Here is a 24257-nt window from a genome sequence, read left to right as displayed (position 1 = left end):
TTGGAGGATTAAACCATGCCTGACACTATTACCGCTTTTGATATTGCCGAACATTTGGAAACAGAAGCCGATGTCCGTGAATTTTTGCGGGAAACGGCAAGCAACGGCAGTCCTTCCGATTTTATACACGCACTTAATATTGCCGCTCGCGCCAAAGGTATGAGCGAAGTTGCTAAGCAAGCTGGAGTCACTAGAGCCAGCCTTTACAAATCCTTGGCGGAAGGCGGTAATCCCCGATTTGAAACCATCGCCAAAATTGTCGAAGCATTAGGTTGTAAATTGATTGTCTCCTAGACTCCGTTTGCACAGCTATCCTAAAAGTCCCGACTGCCACCTGGGGCTAATCCGACTGCTTTTGATGTTGTCAGACATGGTGGGTCTCTTTTAAAAGCTTGCGTTAATATTTTTGTAGCTCCGAAAGCGCAAGGTATTCGGATCAACGAACGAGCGGGACGGGTTATTCAACCCGTCCTTAAGCGTTTGATTTACGGCAACGCCTTGTTGAAACGTTGGGGACGGGGTTACAAACCCCGTCCCGCTCAGAGGTATCTTTTTAGCCATCGGAATGGCAACGCCCCGAGATGGTACGCGTTGCGTACCCTACTCGGCTATGTTTTTAGCTCCGAAATTCAAAGCGGTGCCGATTGCTATGCCAGTAAGAATTGTTCCAGTGAGAGAGGTGATCACTGTCCATAAGCCGTTCAGATCTGCGATCTGAGTAAAAATAAAGAAAGCACCCATTCCGGCGAGAGTACAGACTATCTTCAATAGCAACGCAGCCCTCTTCCGAACGTAGACGATCTTTGGGCCGCCAACATAGTTTACGTCGGCTATATCAGATGCCGCAAAAAGGAATATGGCTGTCACAAGGAACATTGCAGAACGTTGCCAAGCCGGACCTTTCTTGGTGCTATCAACGAACTCAACGCTAGAAATCCCGATGACTCGCGCGCGAGGCGAAAAATCCGGTTGTTTTCCCTCCGAGAGGATAGAAATGGTTATGGTTTCTTCAGGATTGAGAAGTACAGGCTTAAAACTCACGGCCGTTTTATCCCAAGTTATTTTTGCTTCAATATCTTTAGGGTATGTTGACGTTACTTCTGCGCGGACAATCGATGAACCTTCAAGCACTCGGAGTTGAAGTGGTGATTCGAAGTCCGTTGTTGGTAGCGGCTTCTTTCCATCATTTACAAGTGTTACGACAGAGAGGATCGGCGATTGAATCTTGATACCGTCCATCAAGACTTCTAGCCCCTTGATAGTACCAGTGGTCTCGGCGGTCAGAGGAACTTGAGAAGCAAGTCGGAAGGAAAGGGACTTTGCATGTAAGTCTGCTTGCCAAAGCCAAATTGGCACTGCAATACCGACAATACTGACGATGAAGGTCAGTGAAGTCCAATTTAGAAAACTTGGCATGAGAGGAATATTCCTAATGCGAATATCTGACACGTCAATCACTTCCCCCAACTATCCCTCAACGTCACCGTCCGGTTAAACACTAATTTCCCAGATTGGCTATCGACGCTGTCGGCGCAGAAATAGCCGGTGCGTTCGAATTGGTAACGGGTATGGGGCGTGGCGTTGGCTAGGCTGGCTTCGACGCGGGCGTCTGTCAAGACTTCCAGCGAGTCGGGGTTGATGCCGTCCAGGAAGTTGTCCAGGGTGTCCGGGTTAGGGTGGCTGAACAGGCGGTCGTAGAGGCGGATTTCCGCCGACAGTGCGTGTTGCTCGGAGACCCAGTGAATCACGCCCTTGACCTTGCGGCCTTCCGGGTTCTTGCCCAGCGTGGCCGGGTCGTAGCTGCAACGCAGTTCGACGACATTGCCGGCGGCGTCTTTAATGACTTCCTCGCATTTGATCACGTAGGAACCGCGCAAGCGCACTTCGCCGCCCGGCACCAGACGTTTGAAGTCTTTCGGCGGGTTTTCCATGAAGTCGTCTTGTTCGATCAATATCACTTTGCCGAACGCCACTTCGCGGCTGCCCATTTCCGGTTTTTGCGGGTGGTTGGCGATTTGGTAAGTCTCGCTCTTGCCGTCTTCCCAGTTAGTGATGACGACGCGCAACGGTCGCAAGACCGCCATCGCCCGCAACGCGTTTTCGTTGAGGTTGTCGCGGATGCAGGTCTCCAGAAAGCTCATTTTGATCCAGGAGTTTTTCTTGGTCACGCCGATGCGCTCGCAGAAATCGCGGATCGCTTCCGGCGGTACGCCGGCGCGGCGCAGGCCGGAGATGGTCGGCATGCGCGGGTCGTCCCAGCCGGTGACGTGTTTTTCGGTGACCAGTTGCAGTAGTTTGCGCTTGCTGACGATGGTGTATTCCAGTTGCAGGCGGGCGAACTCGATTTGCTGCGGATGGCACGGCGTTTTCAGTTCGTCCAACACCCAGTCGTAAAGCGGGCGGTGGTCTTCGAACTCCAGCGTGCAGATCGAGTGGGTGATGCCCTCCAGCATGTCCGACAAACAGTGGGTGTAGTCGTACATCGGATAGATGCACCAGGCGTCGCCAGTGCGGTGGTGATGAGCACGGCGGATGCGGTAAATCGCCGGGTCGCGCATATTAATGTTGGGCGAGGCCATGTCGATCTTGGCGCGCAGCACGTATTGGCCGTCGGCGAATTCGCCGGCGCGCATGCGTTGGAACAGGTCCAGGTTTTCTTCGATAGCGCGGTCGCGGTCCGGGCTAGGCTTACCGGGTTCGGTCAGCGTGCCGCGATCCAGGCGCATTTGTTCCGGCGTGGAACTGTCCACGTAAGCCTGCCCTTGATTTATCAATTGCACCGCATAGTCGTACAAGGTCTCGAAATAATCGGAAGCGTGGTATTTGCCGGCCCATTGGAAGCCCAGCCAAGCCACGTCGCGCTCGATCGATTCCATATATTCGACGCTTTCCTTTTCCGGATTGGTATCGTCGAAACGCAGATTGCAGGTGCCGTTGTTTTCGGCGGCTAGCGTAAAGTTCAAGCAGATCGATTTGGCGTGGCCGATATGCAGATAGCCATTGGGCTCGGGCGGGAAGCGGGTGGCGACCCTGCCGTTGTTTTTAGCGGCGGCCAAATCCTCGGCGATGATGTGGCGGATGAAATTCGAAGAAACGGGGCTATCGGTCGCTGACATGGAGTAGGAAACAGGAAATTGGATAAAGCCGCAAATTTCGCGGGGTTGAACACTGTCGGCCATTTTAACGAGTTTAAACGGTACTCGCAAAGTGGCCGAACCGGTCCGGACGCGGCGAATATTCGCCGAAAATGCTGCTAACTTTTTGACTGAGAAGATTTTTATCAAATTATTAGCACTCTCTGTATTCGAGTGCTAGAATTCTGTCAACACATAAACCATCAACGGAGTCTAGGCTGTTATGAATAACTCTTTGGCTTTGCCGATCAACTTGTCGGTCGGGACATTCGATAATTATTTAAGCGTGATTGCCCGGATGCCCAAATTGAGCGCCGAGCACGAATATGCGTTGGCGGTCCGTTATCGCGACCTCGGCGATCTGGAAGCCGCCAAGGAACTGGTTATGTCCAATTTACGTTTTGTCGCCCACGTTGCGCGCGGTTACGCCGGTTACGGCTTGCCGATGGCGGACATCGTTCAGGAAGGCAATATCGGTTTGATGAAAGCGGTCAAACGTTTCGATCCGGATCTGGGCGTGCGGCTGGTGTCGTTCGCGGTGCATTGGATCAAAGCGGAAATACACGAATACGTGATCAAAAACTGGCGTATCGTTAAGGTGGCTACCACCAAGGCGCAACGTAAATTGTTCTTCAATTTGCGGAAGCTGAAGAAAGACCTGAGCTACCTGAGCCGCGACGATGCCGAGGCGATTGCCGAAAATCTGGATGTCGACGTCAAAACCGTTTACGAGATGGAACGCCGTCTGGACGGGAGAGACGTGGGATTGGAGCCCAGCGACGACGATAGCGACAACTCGCCGGCGCCGATTGCCTATCTGGAGCAGCAGGGCGCCGATCCGGCCTTACTATTGGAGACCAGCGATTGGGAACACCGTAAGGAAGAGTTATTGCTGGACGCGATGGCGGGATTGGACGAGCGCAGCCGCGATATTCTCGCCAGCCGCTGGCTGGTGGAACAAAAAGCCACCTTGCATGATCTGGCCGAGCGCTATCAGGTCTCCGCCGAGCGGATACGTCAGCTCGAACAAAACGCGATGAAAAAACTTAAAGCGGCGGTGATGCTGGAAGCTTAAGGACACGCTAGGGTTTTCAATGCGACAAGGACGCACCGCGCTCTAAGTAGGGCGAGGCGAAAATGAAAACTCTAAACCTCGCAATTAAAAAGAGGTTGCGCGGTAATAAAATTGCAGTATAATGGTTACTTCTGTGCCGGGGTGGTGAAACTGGTAGACGCGCCGGATTCAAAATCCGGTTCCTTCGGGAGTGTCGGTTCGATTCCGACCCTCGGTACCACAGATTTATGCACGCAAGTGCAACGAAGTCCAAAAACCCGCAAGCTGTCTGGCTTAGCGGGTTTTTTATTGTGCAAAGAAGTGCAACGAAATGCAGGGGCATGCAAGCAAAAGTGTGTCCTTCATTGTGTCCTTACCTATAATGGCGCTCGGCGAGGACACAACCGAGGACACACTATGGCGCTTCACCTCAATAAAGACACGGTCTACAGGGCGGCAAAGGCGCGTGATAAAGATTACTTTATCAATGACGGTGGTGGCCTCTATCTGGTGGTCGGCAAAAACGGCACCAAGATCTGGAAGTTCATCTATTCCTTCGAGGGCAAGCGGAAGAAACTTTCATTTGGCGTGTATCCGGATACCACCTTAGAAAACGCCAGACGCAAAGCCGAAGACGCACGCAATAGCCTTGCCAATGGCACCGATCCAAGCGAGACCAGAAAACAAGCGCGGGCGGAAGCAACCCAAGCCGCAGAAAATAAAAGCCGCGTGACCGCCGGCTTGCCCATCGCCAACAGCTTCGAAGACATTACCAGGCAGTGGTTGGAATCCACGGCCCATACCGTGCGCGACCACGCACCACAAGAAAAACCGCCGCTTCGAACTCTACGTGTTTCCGGAAATCGGCCAAATACCGATAGGCGACGTTAAGTCGCCAGACATCTTTGCGGTGATCCGGCCGCTGATCATCAAAAAGCAACTGGAAACCGCCCATCGGGTTCGCGCCGACATCAGCGCCGCCTTTGCCTACGCGATCGCTCACGGCTTTACCGACTACGATCCCGCTCAAGCCGTCGGCGCCCAAATTCCGGCGCAAAAGGTCAAACACAACGCGGCCGTCACCGAGCCAAAGCAAGTTGGGCAGCTGCTGCGCGACATTGGCCAATACCAAGGCACCTTTATCGTGCAATGCGCCTTAAGGCTTTCGCCCTACCTATTTCAGCGGCCCGGCGAAATCCGGCAAATGGAATGGAAAGACATCGACATGGCCGCCAAAGAATGGCGCTACTTCGTCACCAAAACTGAAACCCAGCACATTGTTCCGCTATCGGCGCAAGCGATTGAGATATTGGAGGCCATCAAGCTGTTAACCGGTGCCGGCCGCTATGTCTTCCCGTCCAGTAGGGGAGACGGCCGGCCAATGTCCGACGGCACCATTCGTACCGCGTTAAAGACCCTGGGCTACGAACGCGACGAAATGAGCGCCCACGGTTTCAGAACCACCGCGTCCACCTTGCTCAACGAACAAGGCTGGTCGCCGGACGCGATCGAGCGGCAACTGTGCCACATGCCCAAGGACCAAGTCCGCGCCGCCTACAACCGCGCGCAATATCTCGACGAACGTCGACGGATGATGCAGGCCTGGGCCGATTACCTGGACGCCCTCAAAAACGGCGCGCAGGTGATTCAGTTCCCGCGCCAGGCTTAAAGCCAGATTGGGAATGTCGGTCGTTCTGTTATAGAATGAATTGCGTTGAACCCTATTGAATGTTATCGGACAAACGGCAAATTATGAATAAATCCACCTTTAAGGGATTGCTTAGCGGATTGAGCGCTGCCGGTATGCTTTACTCAGATGCTCGTTATCCGGATCTTCCCCTGTCCATATCCGAAAAAAAACATGATCTCGACAATATGCGTGGGGACTGGTTGAGAATCGGCGGCGACTTCAAAAAGGCAATCCAACGTGAAAAATCCGCGCAAGAAAAAGCCCGTCGCACATAACCTCCACACAGACACCCAAGTATCGGTCGGCTGAAGCGGCCCATTACCGCCACCCGCCGCGCTTCAACGATTCGATGCAACCATAGAAAACGGCGCCGAACGCATCCTTAAAATGGCCGAAACCGAGCAAGCTGCTCGCCTGGCCAGAGAAGCCGAAACCATCAAGTACGAACTCGCTAAATTCGAGGCCATACGCCAGGACAACCGACGCGGCCAATGGCTGGGATTTGTCATTGCCTTGTCAGCCGTTGTGGCGGCATCCATCACCGCCTATTTTGGCGCGCATCCTTCGGTATCCATAGCCTTGGTCGGCGTTCCGATCCTGGGCATTGTCAAAGCCATCATCAACAGCCGAAGCGATCGATAAGACAACGCGCGCGGAAAATCAATGCAATGAAGTGGAAGCCAGTTTGGCGATCAGCCGGGTGGCATGCCTTGCAACAGCGCAGCGCGTTCGGCCTTGGTGAGAGTATTCAACAAGTTGGCCGCCAATTGCAGCGTGGACTGAGCCGGCGGGTTGAGGTAGTGCTTAAAGCCTAGCATGGTGACGAACGTCGCCCCGCATTCCTTGACATTGAGGTACTGGCAGTACAAATCGGCGACGGTTTTTTCGTCGTTCAGATTGTTGCGGGACGTGATGCGGGCTTTTTGTTGGCAGTTGGAGCAATAGACAGTCATATGAGCGTTCCGGATGAATGGGCGAGGTTTAAAACTATACGCCGCGCAAGCAAAAAATCACTGAATACAGCCAACGCCGAACGCGCCATACAGCAAGCGGGTTAAACTCAAGCCGCTCTCGCTACTCGATGCGGCATGTTATGCCGCCGTCAATTCAACCCGTCTGCCGGCTCGGGTAGCCAGCGTTACCAGCATGTCCAGACTGAATTTATCGCGCTTGCCGCGTACCAGATCGGACACGCGCGATTGCCCAATACCTAAATGCTCGGCGGCCTGAATTTGCGTCCAGCCGCGTTCAGTGATGGTTTCGCGCAACCGTGCCATCAACTCGGCGCGCATTGCCAGCAAGGTGGCCTCTTCCGGCGAAAAGCCCAAGTCGGCAAACACATTGCCGCATGATTCAATTACAGGTTCTTTATCCATCGATATTCCCCAGTTGTTTATAACGACGAGCGGCCAGCTCAATATCTTCGCGCCGCGTTTTTTGTGTTTTCTTATGAAAAGCATGCAGTACGTACACCGCGTTATCGAACTTGGCGACATAGACTACCCGCCACTCGCCCAGCACATGAATGCGAATCTCGTACGCGCCGGGGCCGACGGACAGCAACGGCTTAAAGTCGGATGGCATGACGCCACGCTGCACGGCATCCAGCTCAAAACCCGCATCGCGGCGAGCTTCGGCGGGAAAGTTTTTAAGGTCGTCCAGGCTGGAACCGATAAAGCTCAGTTTTTTCATGCGGGTTAGATTATCAAGGTGTTTGTATATTTATCAAGGTATTTTGATAGTCTACTAATGGCTAAATACCGATTTTTTTTCTTTCAGCCTCACGTTGCCCGTCCCGCGTCGATGCACTGTATGCGGCCTACGCCCTTGAATTGAAGGGCCGGTTCCGACGCGCGGCCAAGCGTAGCGAGCTGGCATTCCCACGCGGACAGGCCACCCATATATTGCGGCACTCGTTCGCCAGCCATTTCGTGATGAATGGCGGCAACGTCTTGAGCCTGCAAAAAATCCTGGGCCATGCCGACATCAGCATGACGATGCGCTACGCCCACTTGGCGCCGGATCATCTGAAGGATGCGGTGTTGCTCAACCCTATGTCCAACTCATCTACCAACCACCCTGCGCGAGGGCTTTCCCAAGTGGCGTAACGTCTCGACGTCCTGAGTTCGCGACCTGGATCTGATGGCGGCTTGCTCGGTACCGGTACAGTCGCTGCGACACCGCTACCAGCGGCTAAATTCACTCATCCTCACCTGCGCGGGTTTTGCACAAAAAATTGCACGCGAATTTCGTTTTGAAGGGCTTAAACCGGGACAAGTTGCCGGAGAGCCAGGAAAGCAGCGGCTTGCAGACACCAAAGCGAAGCGTTTTTACCCGATTTGCAAAATTCACAAAGTGCCGATCATTGACGGTTTGCGCCATTTCGACAGGCCAAACGGCACACCGAAAAAACCGGCGATTTTTCTTAAATAATTGATATTTATGGCTTTAAGTGCCGAAATGTTTTTTCCATGGATTTGCGTCGATCCGCCACCGAAAGACTGTAAGCCGCGTGGCGTCTCACTACGGTAAACATTTCAATGGCGCAAATTGGCAGATTTCAGGAATTCGAGAGATCAAGGTTTCTGGATCGGGAAGGCGATAAATCAGGGCAAATTTCGCGATCGAGATTTGATTGTTTTCTGTCGAAAAGCAACCGACAGGAGATTGAGCTGTGTCCTTGAGTGTGTCCTTATTTGAAGTGTTGAAAAATCATTACATATAAATCAATTATTTAAGAATATTAAGGTTCCGACCCTCGTACCACAGATTAATGCACGCAAGTGCAACGAAGTCCAAAAACCCGCAAGCTGTCTGGCTTAGCGGGTTTTTTATTGTCCAGAATACTTCAAGCAAATGCAGGTGCTGTTACAGCGACAATGCCCGCGAAACCTTCTTCCCCACCGCTTGCGCTGTCTGCAACGTCACAAAGCCCGCCGTTTCGAAATTCAATGACCGCCCGGAGTCGGCTGAAAGCCGATCGGCAATATCAAGTTGCCGGCTGATTTTGCTATCGCCCGGCCACTGTAAGGACGTAATTTCAACCCGGCAAAACACAATTAACCAGCACACCTAGCCGGTTTTCCAGCCACTGAATGAAAACGCTGGTCAATGGGGTTAAATTACCCTATATTTAATACCGTAATTTTTGACGCTCATTTTGGCTTTTTTCGGCGGGTTGCCGGCAAAGGCGTCTGGCTTCATCCTGGTTTTTACAACAAGTCTAAATTTCTCCTGCCCACCCGGACTGGCCGACAGTATCAACGGATTTGGGCAAATCGCATTTCATTACTCCATCAAGGAGGCTCTTATGAATAAGATCAAACACAAACCAAGCCTTGCGGTCGCTTGCCTGCTGATTGTGCCGGGTTTATCGACCCCAACCATCGGCATAGCCGAAACAGGTAATGTGGTGTTATGGAACAAACTGGGGAGTAACGCCGAGGTGACCCATAGCGAAGTAGGACCGGATGGCACGCTGATGGGCGGCAATTACGCTTACGAGCCGGGCAAATTCGGCAACGGCTACGTTCGTAAAGGCCTTTGGAACTGGGTTGAGTTCCCAGGCCAAATTATGCGAAATCTCGCGCAACGCGGCGCGATCTCGATGTGGATCATCCCCAAGGTCACCCAGCCGGAACCCTACAACTACGGCGTTTTCGGATTGCTTGGTCACCCCTATTCAGGACAAACGGATACTTTTTTTCTCTACTGGGGCGACGGCGTTACCGGCCAGGGTATTTTCGGCGGCATAGGCTCGGCTGGAATATTGACCCCAAACGAACCCAAACAGTTTGTCGCGCAAATCGGCACGCCGTTCCACGCCGCGATTGCCTGGAATGTCAATGGCATAGACGGTAGTAGCGATAGATTGAGAGTTTACCGCGACGGACAACTGATCAGTTCCAGTTCCGCATCATGGAACCCGGCGGCCATTCCCGCCGCGGGTTTTATTGTGGGTAGTAGCGCGGAATCGGACGGCAACTCTTATGACAAGTACATCGTCGACAATGTGGTTGCCTACGATTACGCCAAAACCGATTTTTCCGACCGATTCATCGAAAATCCGGTGGATTGCCAAGTAGGCGAGCTGCCCGAGCTATCGGCCAACATCAGCAAAAAGTCCGGTACCCAAAGTGCCCGTATCTGGACGATTTCGCTCGGCAACAATAGCCGTTGTCCGGCGGAAAACGCCCAAATCGACGCATTGAATCTCACTCAAGTCGCCGGCGCGGCTTGTACTCCAACCGTGACCACGCCAGCCAGTTTCCCATTGGGCGTTGGCAATATCCCGGCCGGCGCGCAGGTGAGCGGTACGGCCAGCATCAACTTCAACGGTTGCCCTAACGTCGCCAGATTTAAAGTCAGCATTCCGTTTAGCAGTAACGACGGCGAAGTATCCGGATCTAAAACCTTGACCAATCAATTCCGCTAATTGTTAATTCGGAGATATTCTGATGATGAAACGCCTATTCTTGTTAGCCGGCTTGTTATTCATACTGCCAAGCACCCAGGCCTCGACCGCATTCCAATTGGAGCCCGCGAATGGCGCAATCGCAGGTTACCGAGGCGATACCGTGGGTTGGGGTTTCCTTCTGACCAATACCCAAAACTTTCTGGTCGTGACCGGCGCGGAATTTCAATCCTCGAGTTCGCCGGGTACCTTTACCGACTTTATCAGCGCACCCGATAATTTCTTCGTCGTAGGGCCGGGCTTTGGCGCCAGTACCGCCTGGGGACAATCGTTCGATGACAGCAACCAAACCGGATTGGGCCGCTTTAAAATTGCCGACGATGCCGCTCAAGGGACTACCTACGGCCAGATCGTACTGACCTACGACTTATTCGCCCGCAGCCCGTTCAATCCCGCATTCGATCCCGACACCGACACGCTCTCCAACGGCAATGTGTTAACGGCAAACGCTTCGATCACCGTCAATACCATACCGATACCCGCGGCCTTCTGGTTGTTTGGTTCGGCACTGGCTGGGTTAGGGATTTCGCGGCGACCATACCGCCGTTGAACTAAAGCAGCCGCTCAGCCAACGCCGCCGCCAAACCCGAGGCGGCGGCTTTCAAAAATTTTTCGCCGGTTTTTTGTTATGGGTATGGCTGCGAAAGCCGACATCCAGATGCCGCAGAGGGGGAGTTTGCCGTCCCTGGCCGAGGATGTCCGCTTCCCGGCGAGCGCGACGGCCTTACTCCATATTGATTCGCTAGGATTGGCGGCGGGGCGAAACGAGTCATTGTCGTCAGCCCCGATAAACTTAATTTAGGCGCGGCGATTAGTCCGCCAAACCCGTTAAGCCAACCGACCCCGACGCGGCATGCACGGCTCACCCGCGCCAGGGTAGCGCTACACAAACGCGATCCCTTCGGTCACGGCGCGCAATTGACCACCAATTCGTCGCTGAACTGGCCGACTTCATGGTCTTTTTGCACATACACCGCCGTATAGCGACGCAATTCCGGCTTGCCCGGTACCAACAGAGCGCGGTTATCGATAAAGTGAGTCTGGGTTTCCCGCGCCAGAAACATGAACTCCGCGTCGTTATCGCGCTGGCAGTACAAATTGATGCCGTCGCTGCCGCCCTTCAAAAAACTAAATTCCACAACCCCGCCGGTTTGATCGATCGCTTTCAATACCGGTTTGGCCTCGGATAAATCCTGAGAGGACTCGCTGCCGATGATGCCCAGCAGATTGCCGATGGCCTGGGTATAGTTGCTCAGCGTTTTAATGCGCCTAGCCAAAATCCGGGTATGACCGCCCGACTGAATACAGGCCGCGGTTTTCTCCGCATTGGCATGCTGAGCTGCCGCCGCGCTGATGTTGGAAGCGGCAATTTTGCTGTGCAAAGCCTCGTTATCGTTGACGATCACCGCAATATCGTCATCGGACAAGCCCAATTTTTCCTTTAATGCGATCAGATTGTCTTTAAAACGATCATGCCAAAGCAGCAGCTCGCCATCGGAGCGGGGTAAATAATCGGATTTAGCCATGGTAAGACTCCTTAAAAAAGGACAGCGCCGGGATTGACCGTTAGCGCGGAGGCTGGTCAATAGCGGAGAAGTGATGATAAGAAGAGGGGATTTAGACTAGCGAATAAGCTAAGTCTTAGTGGATTGTAGATCAGCTTGCGCATCACTAGGGTGAGACCAATTGTCGCAGCTCCGCGCCGACCGGCCAGCGGATATACCTAGAGGCTATAAGGTTCGGACCGATTCCGGTATCGGCGCTGCCGGCCAAGCCGCGTTCGCGGCCATCGTTGGCAATCGTGGCGCGGTTATTCCAACGCATGCTACTGCCGGCCGGAAAATTCGCGCGGTATTTCGGTTCCGCCGCGCCGGAAAATCAGCCCACCGCACGGTAAATCGAGTCCACCGTATGCTCGGTCGGTTCCACCGCGCATTCCAGGCGTCAGAACGCACGGTCGAGTCGGCCGACCGCGCCATCGCCGGCGTCCACCGTGCGGTTCGAGTACCCCACCGTACGGTTTACTCGCGCTACCGCGCGGAAAATTCAGCGGTAAGCGCGTACCGGGTAGCCCGTGGCGCCGCACTCCGGCCGTCTGGGGCGGTATTCGACGATGGCGGCAAGCTAGCCGGGTATCGGCGGAGGCGCATGGGCAAGGTGGCTTTGCCCGACCTAGTTTTGCTGGACAGCGGCCGAGCCGGTTAGCTCTAAGGATGGGGCCCTCAAGAAAACGGAGACGATTCCGTGCGGTTCGCAAGCTCCCCGGTATCTGCACCAGCGGAAGTCGTGAGCAGAGGTAGGGCAAAATTGCCCACCGTTCAAATCCGCGTGAACACAAAACCCGTGCCTTACCAGGCTTCAAAATCCTGTTAAACGGAATCGACCAAACATTTGTGAGCATCCATCGCCGCACTTAAAACTATTTCCCATTCGGGCAGCGCAACGTATTCTCTATCGCTCAATAGGGTTCCATACTTTTCGAAAATAAGTAAGCGATCTTTGAAGGACGCACTAGAACTGAAACGGACAATGACTTAACCGTTGGCGTGCGATTAGTCCGTTAGGGCGTCGAGATTCCAAGGCAACAGCGCTTCGAACTCTTCGACAGTTTTTGCGGTGGGAAGCTTTCGGAACAGATCGACCAGATAGGTGTAAGGGTCGACGCTATTGGCCTTGCAGGTTTCGATCAACGAGTAAAGATTAGCGCTGGCACGGGCGCCGGCCACCGTATCGCAAAACAACCAATTGCGGCGGCCCACCACGAAGGGGCGTATGGCGTTTTCGCAGAGGTTGTTGTCGATGGGCCAAGCGCCGTTGTCGACGAAGCGGATCAGTTTGGACCACTGCGATGACAAGTAATGCAAAGCCTTGCCCAGCAAACTACCGGGGATTACCGCATGCAGATGTTGTAGCAGCAGGGCTTCGATTTTGACCAAAACCGGTCGGCTTTGCTCCTGGCGCCGCTGCCCACGCTGTTCGACGCTCAGGTCTTCCGTCTGAGTTTCAATCGCGTACAGTTCACCCATCGCCGCGATAAACTGCGTCGCCAGTTGCTCCGGGCCGCGCGCGGCTTTAGGAATGGCGGCTTCGGCCTCGACAAAATAACGCCGCGCATGCGCCCAACAGCCGAGGTGAATCGCACCCCGGCTGGCTGCAATGGCGTTATACACCTCATAGCCGTCGCTCATCAGTACCGCGCCGGGTTTGATGCCTTCATACAACGGCTGCGCATGCGTTCCGCCGCGCCCCGGCGTGTAGCTGAACAGCCGAATCGGCGGTCCGGAGCCGGTCATTTGTGCCCACAGATAGCTTTTGCTTTGCGCGGCTCGGCCGGATTCTTTGAGCACTTGAACCACGGTTTCGTCGCCCAGGATCAGATCGGCATCGAGCAGATGGTCGCGCAGCAAGTTGATGATGGGTTGCACTGCGTCGCCAACCCGCACCATGCTAGCCGCCAGCGTGTTGCGCGACAGATCGCCGCCGAAACGGCTCAACAGCGCGGCTTGCCGATACAGCGGCAGGCTATCCTGGTATTTGGCGGTGACGACCCAGGCTAATGCCGTTTCGGTGAGTAAGCCTTTGGGGATGATGCGAACCGGTGCCGGCGTCACGCGAATGCTTTCATCGCAGCACGGGCAGGCATATTTGACGCGGTGATGTTGAATGACTCGCACCTGTTGCGGCACGATGTCGAGCTGCTCGCTGATTTCAGCGCCGATTTCCACCAGACGAGTACCGTCATGCGCACAGATGCGTTCGGCTTCCGCTAATTCATGGCGCACGATCTCACGCGGCAGATGCGGATCGAGCGGTTTGCGACCGCGTTTCTTACGGCGGTGACCGGCCACCTCGACCGCTTCGGGCGTGGCTTCCTCGGCGATTGGAGCACCGTTCGGCGCCAACACTTCGGCTTCGTTCAGGAACAGGTCGCGCTGGGCCGGATTGGCCCGCGCCTCGGATTTTGCGGCATACAGCCTATGCAGAAAGGCATCCACACGTTCTTTCAATAAATCCCGCTCGACCGTCACCAACCGCAGTTGACTCGCCAGCCGTTGCTGCTCGGCCAGCAAGGCTTGGTAGTCTTCGGTGGACAGCGTGATGGTGGGCGTCATGCCGTTATTTTACCGGCTTTACATCCGCGTTTCAGCCCACTTGGGTATAGGTTCGTGCCGGATGCGGCCGCATCGCGGCCAAGTCAATACCGGCTAACAACCAGTGGAGTTGCTCGACCGTCAACATCACAACTGCTGCCTCTTTCGGCCAGTGAAAACGGTCGGCTTCCAGCCGCTTGAGCATCAACCAAAAACCGGTGCGGTCCCACAACAGCAGTTTGATCCGATCCCGCCGGCGGTTGCTGAACACGTAGATGGCCGGCTCGAACGGATTCAAGCCTAATGCCTGCTCAACCAGCAGCGCTAAACCATTGATGGCCTTGCGGCCGTCGACCGGCTCGCGGTGCAGGTAGACCTTCAATCCTGCGTCGAAACGAAACATGGCAGCTCGGCCAACGCCTTCAAAATCACCGGCAGGTCGCTCAGTGCGACAGGCTGTAACGCGAGTTTAACGCCGTTGGGCAACTCCGCACTGAGCGCTGACTCAGCCGGTTTCTCTGCGCTCAGCGACTGAACGGGCACAAAAGCCGGCAACGTTAATGGACTGTTCGGATTCGGATGTCCTGTTTCTCGGTAATGCCCCATCCACTTGCGCAGCAGATTGGCATTGATACCGTATTGCAGAGCGATCTTGGCAACCGATGTGCCCGAATGCAAGCAAACTTTCACTAGCTCCCGCTTGGCTTCCGGATCATAAAGGCAACGGCCGTCTCGCCCGTGCCCCACGATTAATGGCCGCGATAATCGCGTGTTATGCTCCTTCATAGGTGTCCACCTGATTATAAGTGGACACTATCTTCGTTCCTTTCGAGCTGTTTATACAGATGCTGTTAAAGGACCGCTTACGAAAATAACTCCAATTGCATCACATACTCTCTTAACTTTAAAAGCCTCTTCTTTATTCTTTAAGCACAGTCCGATCCAACTCTCAGACTCAGAAGAAAGTGTGGTATCGTCAAACAAAAAATGTACAGCTAAATCAAATTCATCATACTCGATACCACTTTGGTAATCATGATTTATCCAACAAGACCGTTGATATTCGGCGTCACTTAGACCTTTTAAATAAAAAATAAGCTCATTTCTAAGATTGAGATATTTCATTTTGGCGAATTCCAAGTAGCCTAGTTTTCATATTCGCTCAATGGAAAATGAGCTTGTTGATAGTTTTCAGCAATAGAAACTTCAATTGAAATTCCGTCTCGCCCAATTACTTGCCCATTGCTTCTTACAACGACAGGATCTACCTGCTCGGATGGGTTAAGGCCGTAGCGTGCGGTGAGGTAACGAACCGCAGGGAATAAAGTACGCCGTTTCGCTTACGGTGCGGTAAGCAAGCTTACCGGCATCTACGCCAATGGATATCGCGAACAGAGTTAGGGTGGGCAAAATTGCCCGCCATTAAAATCCGCGTGGGCATAAACACCCTGTTCACCCTACAGGACTCGCCCTTAACTGATTATGGATTAATCCTTTCCCTAAACGCAGCAACAAGCCGCATACCGTCACTTTTCCCTGCAGGGATCAGATTTATAATAATTAAAACGGCGTTCACCAATGTAAATACAAATACAAATGGCCCAAGAACCTTAGATTCAGGACTCCCAAACGTCACAATATAAAGCGTAGTTGCTAAAAGCAGTAATAATTGGGCAATAACTCCTCCAGCATAAAACAACAAACAGGCCGAAAATGACTTAGGTTTCTCGGCAATACACCATCCGCCAGCGCCTGTAACGAGAATGCAGTGTACTTTAGAAGAGTACATCTTTGCTGCTATGGCATGACCAAGTTCATGGAAAATGATCAAGATTATATAAGCAGCGACTAATGGCAAAGCTCGAATTAAAGTAGGATTTCCTAGAAAGAAAGCAAAAAATACTCCTCCGACCGGGAATGTCCAATGGATAAAAATTGGAACATTACGAATTGAAAACCTTCCTATATATCCGCTCTTTGGGATTCGGTTTTCCATGTATTTATGCATAACTAGTCATTAAACATTTTCCGTATGTCACCAAGCTAAATACTTATTTTTTGAGTAACTCAGTGGTTAGGCCGTAGCGTGCGGTGAGGTAACGAACCGCAAGGAATAAAGTACACGGTTTCCCGAACGTTGTGGTTTGCAAGCTCACCGGTATCGACGCCAGCGGATGTTGCGAACAGAGGTAGGGTGGGCAAAATTGCCCACGCATTAAACCGCGTGGGCACAAAAACCGTGCCCACCCTACAGGACTTCAATCGACTGGCTCCTTTCTTCAAACACCACGCCCTTGGAATGTTCCGCTCTCTTGATAATGATTCGATAGGTGAATTCGAGCGTGTTGTTCTTTATGTTAGTTTGGTAAGCATAAATGGCAACCAGATGCGGCTCATGGCCACAATGTACGACAGAGCCTTCTATCATCGGCTTATAAGCAGCGGATTTGCGAGACTTCTTGTATTTCAGTCGCTCGCTCAGAGAACTCGATCTGTCAATATAAAGCTGTTCGACGTACGCGGCAACATCACGCACGGTCTTTCGGGGAGACAAGATTGAGACAAGTCGTTGAGGGGTCTGATAGGACTCCTCAAAGATGATCCACGCGGGGCCGTGTTTCATTCGACGCCTAACGTAAAAGTGAGGGGCTGCACGCTTTTGCGCAGGTCTTAGCGTGCGGTGAGGTAACGAACCGCACGGAGGCAAGTACGTCGTTTCCCGAACGGTGCGGTTAGCAAACCTACCGTCAGCGTATAGAGGTAGGGTGGGCAAAATTGCCCACCATTCAAATCCGCGTGGGCACAAAACCCGGTGCCCACCCTACAGGGCTAATTGGACGCCTCATTCGAGCCGTCGATCGTCGTCATGACTGTCACGCCGCCGCTGCGAAGGAAGCGAACGAAAGTAGTTTCGGGGTACCTCGACGCCAGGTGCTCTAAGAGTGCGGCATCGTCGCGCCTGGGTGCATCACCACCTGCCGAGAATATCTGGCCGTCGGCGATAGCGCGTTGAATGTCGAACACGGCGTCATCGGCTGCCAGAACTCTGACGATTCGACTGACAGCAAAGGCATCAGCGCGGGGAGAGAACGGGTTGAGGAACAGGCTGATCAGGCCATCAACCTCGATCATCACGCCGTCAATCTCGGGGAACCGGAAGAAGTCGGCATGGCCAGCATATGCACAGTGCCACGGACGCCTTGGGTGCGATGGGCGATCAGCCAGGACCATGCGCATGCCGTAGAGGCTGGACCCAATCTGCTCCTTGGTGCCGCTGACAAAAGGGCCGCGATCTGCCCGATACCATAGGAGTCTAAGGTCGTCCGACTGTGCGGCTGTGTCTAGCTGGCGACTAGCATGCTTGACCTCCGCCGAGATACTGTTGTGCTTGTCCAAGTTGGTCAGGATCTCAACCTCCCGGCCAATTCGAACTGCCTCCATGTCACCGCGCAGCACTCGGTCCTCGGAACGAGTCTTGACCTCCACGTACATCGTGACGCCGTCCGACAATGTTACCAAGTCGGGCTGCAGCGATATTGACGTCTCGGGGATGGGCTGCACCTCGAAGCCGAGCCTCTCGAGTCGCGCCATGACATCATCGCGGTTCTGGTCATTCACGGTTATGTCCAACTAGTTACTGAGCGATTTCCGTATATCACCAAGCCAATACGCATTTTTTCAATAACTGATGGGTCAACATGAAATTTTCCTTTCTGTATACCATTCAGAGTTCAAAACTGATGACCGGTAACGGAGCGATCGGCGTCATTGAACCACTGGATCGACCGATTGCAGCCGGGCTAGTGTTCGCTGCCAGTTTATTCGATTTTACTCCCAATAACACCATTGCCATGCCGGATAAATCCGCAGGATTGAATTATAAGGTGCCGCCTTCCTTGGCGGCTTTTGTTAACGCATTTCTCCGAACACGTTAAACCGGGTATTCCGGGTAATCGAGTGCCTGCTACGTGGCTCCGGTCCTATTGATCACGGTTATTCCGTTTAAGCTGAGCTCGGCTAAGCCCAGGCGGTGTGCCCTTCGACAGGCTCAGGGCGAATGGTATTTGAAGGCTCGGTTAATCACTCATTGCTCCTGAACGCCCGGTACCACTTGCCGCCGCGGAATCACCAACGGCGCGTCCGGGTTTTGCGGATGACGGCTGATGCTGACCGGGTAAGCGAATACTTGCCGGATCAGCTCGCTGTTCAGGGTTTGCGCCGGCGTGCCGATGGCGGCCAGCCGGCCTTGATGCAATAGCGCGATGCGGTCGGCATAAAGCGCGGCCAGGTTCAGGTCGTGCAAGATCGCCAACACCCCGGCCTGTTGTTCGTCGGCGAAGCGGCGGGCGATGGCCAACACCGCGTGCTGGTGGGCCAGGTCCAGCGCCGAGGTCGGTTCGTCCAGCAATAAATAGCGGTGCAGCGGGTCTTGCGGCTCCCAGATTTGCGCCAGCACCCGCGCCAGTTGCACCCGTTGGCGTTCGCCGCCGGACAGCGTGGTGTAGATGCGCTCGGCCAGATGGCCGGTATCGGTCATCGCCAGCGCCTGTTCGGCGATGGCCCGGTTTTGCGCGGCGCTGTGGCTTTTGCGCTGCGGGCTGCGGCCCATCAGCGCCACGTCGCGCACCGTGAAACGAAACGCCAGCCCGGCACTTTGCGGCAACACCCCGCGCAGCAAGGCCGCCCGCTGCGGCGGCCATTCCGCCAGCGGCCGGCCGTTCATCCTCACTTGGCCGGCGAACGGCGCCAGTTCGCCGCTGATGGCCCGCAACAGGCTGGATTTGCCGGCGCCGTTCGGGCCGGCCACGGCCAGTACTTCGCCGGGGCGCAGTGCCAGCGTCACGCCGTCCAGCAAGGTTTTCGCGCCGACGCGCAGGCTCAAGTCTATGGCTTGCAACATGTCAATGGCCCATCAGTTTTTGCCGGAACAGCAGCCACAGAAAAAACGGGCTGCCGAGCAGGCCGGTGACGATGCCGATTGGAATCTCGGCGGGCGCCGCCAAACTGCGGGCCAGATCATCGGCGCAGATCAGCAGCAAGGCGCCGAGCAGCGCCGACGCGGGCAACAGCCAGCGGTGGTCCGGCCCTAGGGCCAGCCGCAATAGATGCGGCACCACCAGGCCGATGAAGCCGATCACGCCGGACAAGGCCACCGCCGCGCCGACGCCGAGCGCGACCAAGGCCACCACGCCGGTTTTGATGCGTTCGACCGGAAATCCCAAATGGCCGGCTTCGGCCTCGCCGAGCAGCAAGGCGTTCAAGGCATCGGCCAGCCACGGCAACAGCAGCAGATTGGCCAGTAAAAACGGCGCGCCGATGGCAACGCCGTCCCAACCGGCGCCGTTCAGGCTGCCCAGGCTCCAGAAGGTCAAGCTGCGCAATTGGTCGTCGTCGGCCAGATACACCAGCAAGCCGGTGGCCGAGCCGGCCAGCGCGTTGATGGCGATGCCGGACAACAACAGCGAGGCTACGTCCAGCCGGTCGCCACTGTCGGCCAGCCGGTACACCAGCCAACTGACCCCAAAACCGCCGGCGATGGCCGCGACCGGCAATAAATAAGCGCCGAATGCGCCAGCCACGGCGCCGAACAGACTGTCACGCAACACGATGACCGCCACCGCGGCCAGCGCCGCGCCGCTGGAAACGCCGATCAAGGCCGGATCGGCCAGCGGATTGCGGAACAAGCCCTGCATCGCCGCACCGGATGCGGCCAAGGCGCCGCCGACCAGCAAACCCAACACCAGGCGCGGCGCGCGGATCGCCAGCAGCACCGCTTGCTGGTCCGCGCCGAACGGCCAGGGCAGAGCGATACCGAAGCGGTCGGCGACGATGGCGGCGGCCTGGCCGGCCGAGATCGCGACCGCGCCGCTGCCCAGCGAGGCCAAGGCGGCGACGGCCAGCAGCAATGCCAGCAGCCAGCACAGGCCGGCGCGGCTCAAGCTCGGTTTTAGCCGAAGACGCGGTCCGGCCGTCGCCATCACGGCATGGACGGTCATCGGCCTGCCCCTACGTCGGCGGCAACTGCCGGTTCGCCGTGCAGCCGTTTGGCCAGTTCCAGCACGGTCTGGCCACTGTGCAAGCCAAAGCCGAGCAAGGCCAGGGTATCGACGATAAAGACTTTACGTTGCCGGCCGGCCGGGGTGTGGGCGATGCCGGGTTGCCGGTAGAACGCTTCCAGACCGCCGATGGCGTTGGCGGCGACGTCGGTCAACAAAATCACGTCCGGCGCGGCGGCGACCATCGCTTCGGTACCGATGGGTTTGTTGCCTTGCAGTTCGCCGGCGGCGTTGGCGGCGCCGGCCAGCGTTAATACCGCGTCGGCGGCGGTGCCGCGTCCCGAAGCCAGCGGCGCGCCGTGAGCCACCGCCATCAAAAACAGCACTTTGGGGTGTTCACGACTTTGCGCGCGCCATTGCGCCAGTCGATCGAAGTCGGCTTGCACTTGATCGGCCAGTTCCCGGCCGCGTTCGGGCTGTTCCAGCAAGGCGGCGATGGCGCCGATTTTGGCGGCGATGCCCGCGGCGGAATAGTCCTCGGCTAGCGTTTGAATTTGCACGCCGGCCGCGCGCAATTGCTCCAGCACCGCCGGCGGGCCGGCGTGGGCGCTGGCCAGCACCAGGTCCGGGTTTAGCGACAACACGCCTTCGGCCGACAGCGTGCGCATGTAGCCGACTTGCGGCAGCGCCTGGGCGGCGGCCGGGATCAGGCTGGTGCTGTCGACGCCGACCAGGCGCTCGGCGCCGTCTAGGGCGTAGACGATTTCGGTCAGCGCGCCGCCGACCGAGACGATGCGGCTCGGAACGGTGGCGTCGGCCGGCGCGGCGGCGGTTAGCCAAAAGAGGGCCGCGCAGGCGGCTCGCGCAAGTTTATGGCTTATTGATCCGGCCCTTAACTGTGTGAACCGTTCGTGCTGATTTGGTAGAAGTACAAGCCGCCTTTCGACAGGCTCAAGGCGAACGGATATTAAAACTTCACTAGGCCGGATCAATAGGGATGTAGTCTGTTTCATGTTGGGTTTTTCGTTTGATTCATTCATAGGCCCTATTTATCCCTGGTGTTCCGTTCGGGCTGGGTTCGTCGAAGCTCGAGGTAGTTCGCCCTTCGACAGGCTCAGGACGAACGGTATTTAATGGCAGGATTGATAGGCTGCCTCGCTCGCGGCTAAAGTCGCTCCGCCTATGCCGGCGCTTCGGCCGGTTCGCGGGTCTGGTGGCCGACGTCGTTGACGTGGCGGATTTGCGCCAAGTCGTCGCCTTCGATCGCGAACGCCTGGGCGAAACCTTGCACGAAACTGCCGCGTTGCGGCCGTATCCGGAACAAATGAAAGTCCTGCATTTTTCGCAATTGGCGGATGAAGGCGCCGAATTTTTCCTCGAACAGACTCATCAGGTATTCGAAGGATGCGGTATCGCGGTCGATTTCGGCGGCGGCGCAGTGGTAGGTCACGCGCTGGCGGGCGAACAAGTGCGCGGCCTTGGCTTCGTCCTCGACGAACAGCAGACAGACTTTGCCGTTGTCGAGCAGGTTACGGGTATGGGCGGATAGTTCGCTGACGTAGATGTAGTAGTCGCCGTCGTGGCGCACGTAGGCGGCGTAACTGGCTTCCGGTTCGCCGGCGGCGCCGACGGTCGCCATCAGCACCGAGTCGAAGCTTTGCGGCAGGGCTTGACAGGCGGCGCGGACTTGGTCGAGATCGATGTTTGGGTGGTTCATGATAAAAGTTCTCCGGGAAAAAATGACAAAGTGGTCGGGCTAGACCTGGGTTGGTCTTGGGGATGCCGAGCGCTGTAGTGCCGCCAGGAAGTCGCGCCACGGCGGACTCTCGCCGGCGTCTTCGTCGAATTCGCCGCATAGCGCCGCGACGGTTCGGCCGGCGCCGTCGCGCAGCAGCAGGCCGCTAAAGCGTTGGTGGCGGAAGGCTAGTTCGGCGATCGCCAAGTGATCGATGGCGGTCTCGTTTAAATGCAGATTGAACTGGGGATCGAGGATGTTGAACCAGGGACCGGTAATCCGCAGGTTTTGCACCGGGCCGGCATGGACTTGCAACGCGGCGCGGCTGGCGGTCAGGATGTGGATAGGCAGCAAGGCTTGCGCCAGTCGACCGACGAAATCCCGAAACAGCCCGGCCGGCAGGCACGCGGCCGCTTGCCGGGTTTCGGCGTGGCGCCACAATGCGGTCCAGCGCTGCCATTGGGCCGGCAACTCCGGCTGCGGGTTTAGCCACGGCGCGCCGGGCGCGGTGGCGGGCAGTTCCAGCCGTGTCGACTGATCGGCGGCGCGAAAGCGCTCGACTAGATCCCAATAGGCTTGGATATTCGCGCCTTGGTTTATGACCCCGGCCCGATTGCTCGAGGGCATTCCGTTCGGGCTCGGTTCGTCTAAGCCCGAGGTCGTTCGTCCTTCGACAGGCTGGGGGCGAACGGTCTTTAAGGGTTGGGATAATAGATATATCTTGTGGACGGCTTCGCCGTCGGCACCGAAGAATTGCAGACTGCGGCGCGGGCCGTCGGTCGACGCTTCGCTGACCGCGTAAGCGCAATACCAGTCGCTTAGCGCCAGACACAGGTCGATGCGGCGGCCGGCGACGATCGCCAGCCGGCCGTGGGCTTCCGGCCGAGCGTATTCGCCGGTTTTTTCGTGGACGGCGGCGGCGTTGCGGGTCAGCGCCATCACCGGTCCCAGTGCGGCGACGCCGCTCAGCAGCGCCGGCCAGTCGCCGGTTTGCAGCCGGATGACGTTGTCGCCGCAGCCCGTGGCCAACAGTTCCGCTTCGCTGACGCCCAGCGTGGCGGCCGCGTCGCGTATCCGCAGGTGCGGCCGGCAACTTAGCAATTCGCGCCATGCGGCTTTTAAGGTGTCCGGCGCGGTGGCGTCTTGGGTCAATTGAGTGTTTAGCATAGCGAATCTCCTACAGGTCGAGGAAGGGGCCGCCTTGCGCGGCGGGGGGCTCGCGCAAGGCGGCGGTCGCATCAAGCGGCCAGGGAGTTACGGCGGTTCGCGTAGAGCAGCGACATCAGACCGGTACCGAACATCCAAACCGCCGCCGGTAACGGCACGTTGGAAATCGGTCCGCCCGAGGTAGTCAGCGGACCGATGTCGATTGCCACTTGGCCCAGGCTCAGGCTGGGTTCGGCGCTGCCGAACGTGAATTGATAGCTGGCCGCCGCGGTCGGCAGATCCCAAAAGGCCAGATACTGCACCAGCGCGACCGCGCCGAACGAGCTGTCGTAGGCCGGATCGTAGTAGGTCTGCGCGGTATAGGTCGGCGCCTCGCCGTTGAGCAGAATGCTGGAGTAATTGGCTTCGACGCCCCAGGTTTCGAATTGCAGCACCGCGCGGGTGGCGCCGGAAGTACTGCCGCTCAGCGAGGCGACGAAGTTTTCGACGACGCTGAAACTGTACAGATTGCCCGAGCCGGCCACGAAGGTGCCGCTGTTCCAGGCCAGATTGGCATTGCTGGTGCCGGCGCTGCCGACGTCCGGCGCGGCAGTGCGAGTGCCGGGGTAGGAACTGTCGACGAAGGTGTCCCATTCCGCGTAGAGCGTGCCGGTGTCGCCGCGATCCCAACCGCCCCAAGCGGCTTCGCTCGGGGTGTCGAAGCCGTAGCCGGCCGCGTAGGGATCGGGATTGTTGGTGTAATCGGCGTTGGCGATGCCGGCAACGGCCAGCAGGCTGGCGATCAGGGTCGATTGATGCAAGTGTTTCATGGGTAATGTCCTTTGAATGAATGTGAACGCAGCTCTTCGCCAGGAAGACGGTGCGCGGGTATTGCCGAATATACGATCCGCCGCTTCGGCCCCGAGCCGGCGATCCA

At 56.2% G+C, this 24257-nt stretch carries 29 protein-coding genes, 1 tRNA gene and 1 pseudogene; 12 read left to right on the top strand and 19 right to left on the bottom strand.

Annotated elements, in window-relative coordinates:
- Positions 1–15 precede the first annotated feature (15 nt).
- Positions 16–294 carry an addiction module antidote protein gene (locus ACQE3D_RS13925; RefSeq protein ID WP_168029371.1) on the top strand — a complete coding sequence of 93 codons (279 nt, stop codon included), beginning with the start codon at positions 16–18 and terminating at the stop codon, positions 292–294.
- Between the two features lie 306 nt (positions 295–600).
- On the opposite strand, the gene ACQE3D_RS13920 is transcribed toward ACQE3D_RS13925, so the two are convergent.
- Positions 601–1416 (bottom strand): hypothetical protein, encoded by an 816-nt coding sequence (locus tag ACQE3D_RS13920; protein ID WP_313730054.1) that lies wholly within the window; start codon positions 1414–1416, stop codon positions 601–603.
- A 38-nt stretch (positions 1417–1454) separates the two neighbouring features.
- Positions 1455–3116: a glutamine--tRNA ligase/YqeY domain fusion protein gene (locus ACQE3D_RS13915; RefSeq protein ID WP_427550943.1), complete on the bottom strand. Its 1662-nt coding sequence runs from the start codon at positions 3114–3116 to the stop codon at positions 1455–1457.
- 241 nt (positions 3117–3357) lie between these two features.
- Here ACQE3D_RS13915 and rpoH point away from each other — a divergent pair, with 241 nt between their 5' ends.
- The 6 genes and pseudogenes from rpoH to ACQE3D_RS13885 form a co-directional block, all read left to right on the top strand.
- Positions 3358–4209, top strand: coding sequence for an RNA polymerase sigma factor RpoH (gene rpoH / locus ACQE3D_RS13910; RefSeq protein WP_313730058.1), 852 nt, complete (start codon positions 3358–3360; stop codon positions 4207–4209).
- Positions 4210–4344: 135 nt separating this feature from the next.
- Positions 4345–4429 (top strand) — tRNA-Leu (locus ACQE3D_RS13905).
- Positions 4430–4605: 176 nt separating this feature from the next.
- A complete protein-coding gene (locus tag ACQE3D_RS13900) occupies positions 4606–5079 on the top strand; it encodes an Arm DNA-binding domain-containing protein (RefSeq protein ID WP_313730059.1) in 474 nt (157 codons plus the stop codon).
- Positions 5039–5857, top strand: coding sequence for a tyrosine-type recombinase/integrase (locus ACQE3D_RS13895; RefSeq protein WP_313730060.1), 819 nt, complete (start codon positions 5039–5041; stop codon positions 5855–5857). The genes ACQE3D_RS13900 and ACQE3D_RS13895 overlap by 41 nt, the downstream gene beginning before the upstream one ends.
- Before the next feature lie 83 nt (positions 5858–5940).
- On the top strand, positions 5941–6153 hold the full coding sequence (locus ACQE3D_RS13890; RefSeq protein ID WP_313730061.1) for a hypothetical protein: 213 nt from the start codon (positions 5941–5943) through the stop codon (positions 6151–6153).
- A gap of 58 nt (positions 6154–6211) precedes the next feature.
- A pseudogene (locus ACQE3D_RS13885) lies at positions 6212–6520 on the top strand (DUF2335 domain-containing protein); the annotation flags it as partial.
- A gap of 50 nt (positions 6521–6570) precedes the next feature.
- Here the strand turns inward: ACQE3D_RS13885 and ACQE3D_RS13880 are convergent.
- From ACQE3D_RS13880 to ACQE3D_RS13870, 3 genes are all read right to left on the bottom strand, one after another.
- Positions 6571–6831, bottom strand: a complete 261-nt coding sequence (locus ACQE3D_RS13880; RefSeq protein WP_313730062.1) for an ogr/Delta-like zinc finger family protein — start codon at positions 6829–6831, stop codon at positions 6571–6573.
- A 138-nt stretch (positions 6832–6969) separates the two neighbouring features.
- Positions 6970–7254, bottom strand: coding sequence for a helix-turn-helix domain-containing protein (locus ACQE3D_RS13875; RefSeq protein ID WP_071158158.1), 285 nt, complete (start codon positions 7252–7254; stop codon positions 6970–6972).
- Positions 7247–7570 (bottom strand): type II toxin-antitoxin system RelE/ParE family toxin, encoded by a 324-nt coding sequence (locus ACQE3D_RS13870; protein WP_168029364.1) that lies wholly within the window; start codon positions 7568–7570, stop codon positions 7247–7249. Before ACQE3D_RS13870 ends, ACQE3D_RS13875 begins: the two co-directional genes overlap by 8 nt.
- Positions 7571–7710: 140 nt before the next feature.
- Between ACQE3D_RS13870 and ACQE3D_RS13865 the strand changes: the two genes are divergently transcribed.
- The 4 genes from ACQE3D_RS13865 (at position 7711) to ACQE3D_RS13850 (ending at position 10902) form a co-directional block, all read left to right on the top strand.
- Positions 7711–7986 (top strand): tyrosine-type recombinase/integrase, encoded by a 276-nt coding sequence (locus tag ACQE3D_RS13865; protein ID WP_409521117.1) that lies wholly within the window; start codon positions 7711–7713, stop codon positions 7984–7986.
- Between the two features lie 34 nt (positions 7987–8020).
- Positions 8021–8311: a hypothetical protein gene (locus tag ACQE3D_RS13860; RefSeq protein ID WP_313730063.1), complete on the top strand. Its 291-nt coding sequence runs from the start codon at positions 8021–8023 to the stop codon at positions 8309–8311.
- An 877-nt stretch (positions 8312–9188) separates the two neighbouring features.
- A complete protein-coding gene (locus ACQE3D_RS13855) occupies positions 9189–10313 on the top strand; it encodes a hypothetical protein (protein ID WP_313730064.1) in 1125 nt (374 codons plus the stop codon).
- 22 nt (positions 10314–10335) lie between these two features.
- Positions 10336–10902, top strand: a complete 567-nt coding sequence (locus ACQE3D_RS13850; RefSeq protein WP_313730066.1) for a hypothetical protein — start codon at positions 10336–10338, stop codon at positions 10900–10902.
- Between the two features lie 355 nt (positions 10903–11257).
- On the opposite strand, the gene ACQE3D_RS13845 is transcribed toward ACQE3D_RS13850, so the two are convergent.
- The 8 genes from ACQE3D_RS13845 to ACQE3D_RS13810 all read right to left on the bottom strand — a co-directional run bounded on the left by ACQE3D_RS13845 (position 11258) and on the right by ACQE3D_RS13810 (position 18061).
- Complete coding sequence (locus tag ACQE3D_RS13845; RefSeq protein WP_064030057.1) at positions 11258–11878, bottom strand: hypothetical protein; 621 nt, start codon at positions 11876–11878, stop codon at positions 11258–11260.
- A 1026-nt stretch (positions 11879–12904) separates the two neighbouring features.
- The gene (gene tnpC, locus ACQE3D_RS13840) at positions 12905–14464 is read right to left on the bottom strand and encodes an IS66 family transposase (RefSeq protein ID WP_313728405.1); all 1560 of its coding nucleotides are present in this window, start codon (positions 14462–14464) and stop codon (positions 12905–12907) included.
- Positions 14465–14495: 31 nt separating this feature from the next.
- A complete protein-coding gene (gene tnpB / locus ACQE3D_RS13835; RefSeq protein WP_313727828.1) occupies positions 14496–14846 on the bottom strand; it encodes an IS66 family insertion sequence element accessory protein TnpB in 351 nt (116 codons plus the stop codon).
- Positions 14822–15229 carry a transposase gene (locus tag ACQE3D_RS13830; protein WP_231883784.1) on the bottom strand — a complete coding sequence of 136 codons (408 nt, stop codon included), beginning with the start codon at positions 15227–15229 and terminating at the stop codon, positions 14822–14824. The genes tnpB and ACQE3D_RS13830 overlap by 25 nt, the downstream gene beginning before the upstream one ends.
- A 51-nt stretch (positions 15230–15280) precedes the next feature.
- Entirely contained in the window at positions 15281–15568 is a 288-nt protein-coding gene (locus tag ACQE3D_RS13825; protein WP_313730067.1) for an SCO4402 family protein, read from the bottom strand.
- 355 nt (positions 15569–15923) lie between these two features.
- Positions 15924–16439: a M50 family metallopeptidase gene (locus ACQE3D_RS13820; RefSeq protein WP_313730069.1), complete on the bottom strand. Its 516-nt coding sequence runs from the start codon at positions 16437–16439 to the stop codon at positions 15924–15926.
- A 252-nt stretch (positions 16440–16691) separates the two neighbouring features.
- A complete protein-coding gene (locus tag ACQE3D_RS13815; RefSeq protein WP_313730070.1) occupies positions 16692–17066 on the bottom strand; it encodes a hypothetical protein in 375 nt (124 codons plus the stop codon).
- 206 nt (positions 17067–17272) lie between these two features.
- On the bottom strand, positions 17273–18061 hold the full coding sequence (locus tag ACQE3D_RS13810; protein WP_313730072.1) for a hypothetical protein: 789 nt from the start codon (positions 18059–18061) through the stop codon (positions 17273–17275).
- Between the two features lie 80 nt (positions 18062–18141).
- On the opposite strand from ACQE3D_RS13810, the gene ACQE3D_RS13805 reads away from it, so the two are divergent.
- A complete protein-coding gene (locus ACQE3D_RS13805) occupies positions 18142–18378 on the top strand; it encodes a hypothetical protein (protein WP_313730073.1) in 237 nt (78 codons plus the stop codon).
- 149 nt (positions 18379–18527) lie between these two features.
- Here the strand turns inward: ACQE3D_RS13805 and ACQE3D_RS13800 are convergent, their stop codons facing one another.
- The 6 genes from ACQE3D_RS13800 to ACQE3D_RS13775 all read right to left on the bottom strand — a co-directional run bounded on the left by ACQE3D_RS13800 (position 18528) and on the right by ACQE3D_RS13775 (position 24150).
- Complete coding sequence (locus ACQE3D_RS13800; protein WP_313730074.1) at positions 18528–19343, bottom strand: heme ABC transporter ATP-binding protein; 816 nt, start codon at positions 19341–19343, stop codon at positions 18528–18530.
- Between the two features lies 1 nt (position 19344).
- Complete coding sequence (locus ACQE3D_RS13795) at positions 19345–20439, bottom strand: FecCD family ABC transporter permease (RefSeq protein ID WP_313730075.1); 1095 nt, start codon at positions 20437–20439, stop codon at positions 19345–19347.
- Positions 20436–21452 carry a heme/hemin ABC transporter substrate-binding protein gene (locus tag ACQE3D_RS13790; RefSeq protein ID WP_313730077.1) on the bottom strand — a complete coding sequence of 339 codons (1017 nt, stop codon included), beginning with the start codon at positions 21450–21452 and terminating at the stop codon, positions 20436–20438. Before ACQE3D_RS13790 ends, ACQE3D_RS13795 begins: the two co-directional genes overlap by 4 nt.
- A gap of 167 nt (positions 21453–21619) precedes the next feature.
- Positions 21620–22156: a HugZ family protein gene (locus tag ACQE3D_RS13785; protein WP_313730078.1), complete on the bottom strand. Its 537-nt coding sequence runs from the start codon at positions 22154–22156 to the stop codon at positions 21620–21622.
- 39 nt (positions 22157–22195) lie between these two features.
- Entirely contained in the window at positions 22196–23341 is a 1146-nt protein-coding gene (locus tag ACQE3D_RS13780; protein ID WP_313730079.1) for a ChuX/HutX family heme-like substrate-binding protein, read from the bottom strand.
- A gap of 71 nt (positions 23342–23412) precedes the next feature.
- Complete coding sequence (locus tag ACQE3D_RS13775; protein ID WP_071158181.1) at positions 23413–24150, bottom strand: hypothetical protein; 738 nt, start codon at positions 24148–24150, stop codon at positions 23413–23415.
- Positions 24151–24257 lie beyond the last annotated feature (107 nt).

The sequence above is a fragment of the Methylomonas sp. MS20 genome (assembly GCF_050275925.1).
In the GTDB taxonomy this organism is placed as follows: domain Bacteria; phylum Pseudomonadota; class Gammaproteobacteria; order Methylococcales; family Methylomonadaceae; genus Methylomonas; species Methylomonas koyamae_A.
The sequence above is the reverse complement of the archived record's forward strand: the minus strand, read 5'-3'. Positions and strand labels throughout refer to the sequence as shown.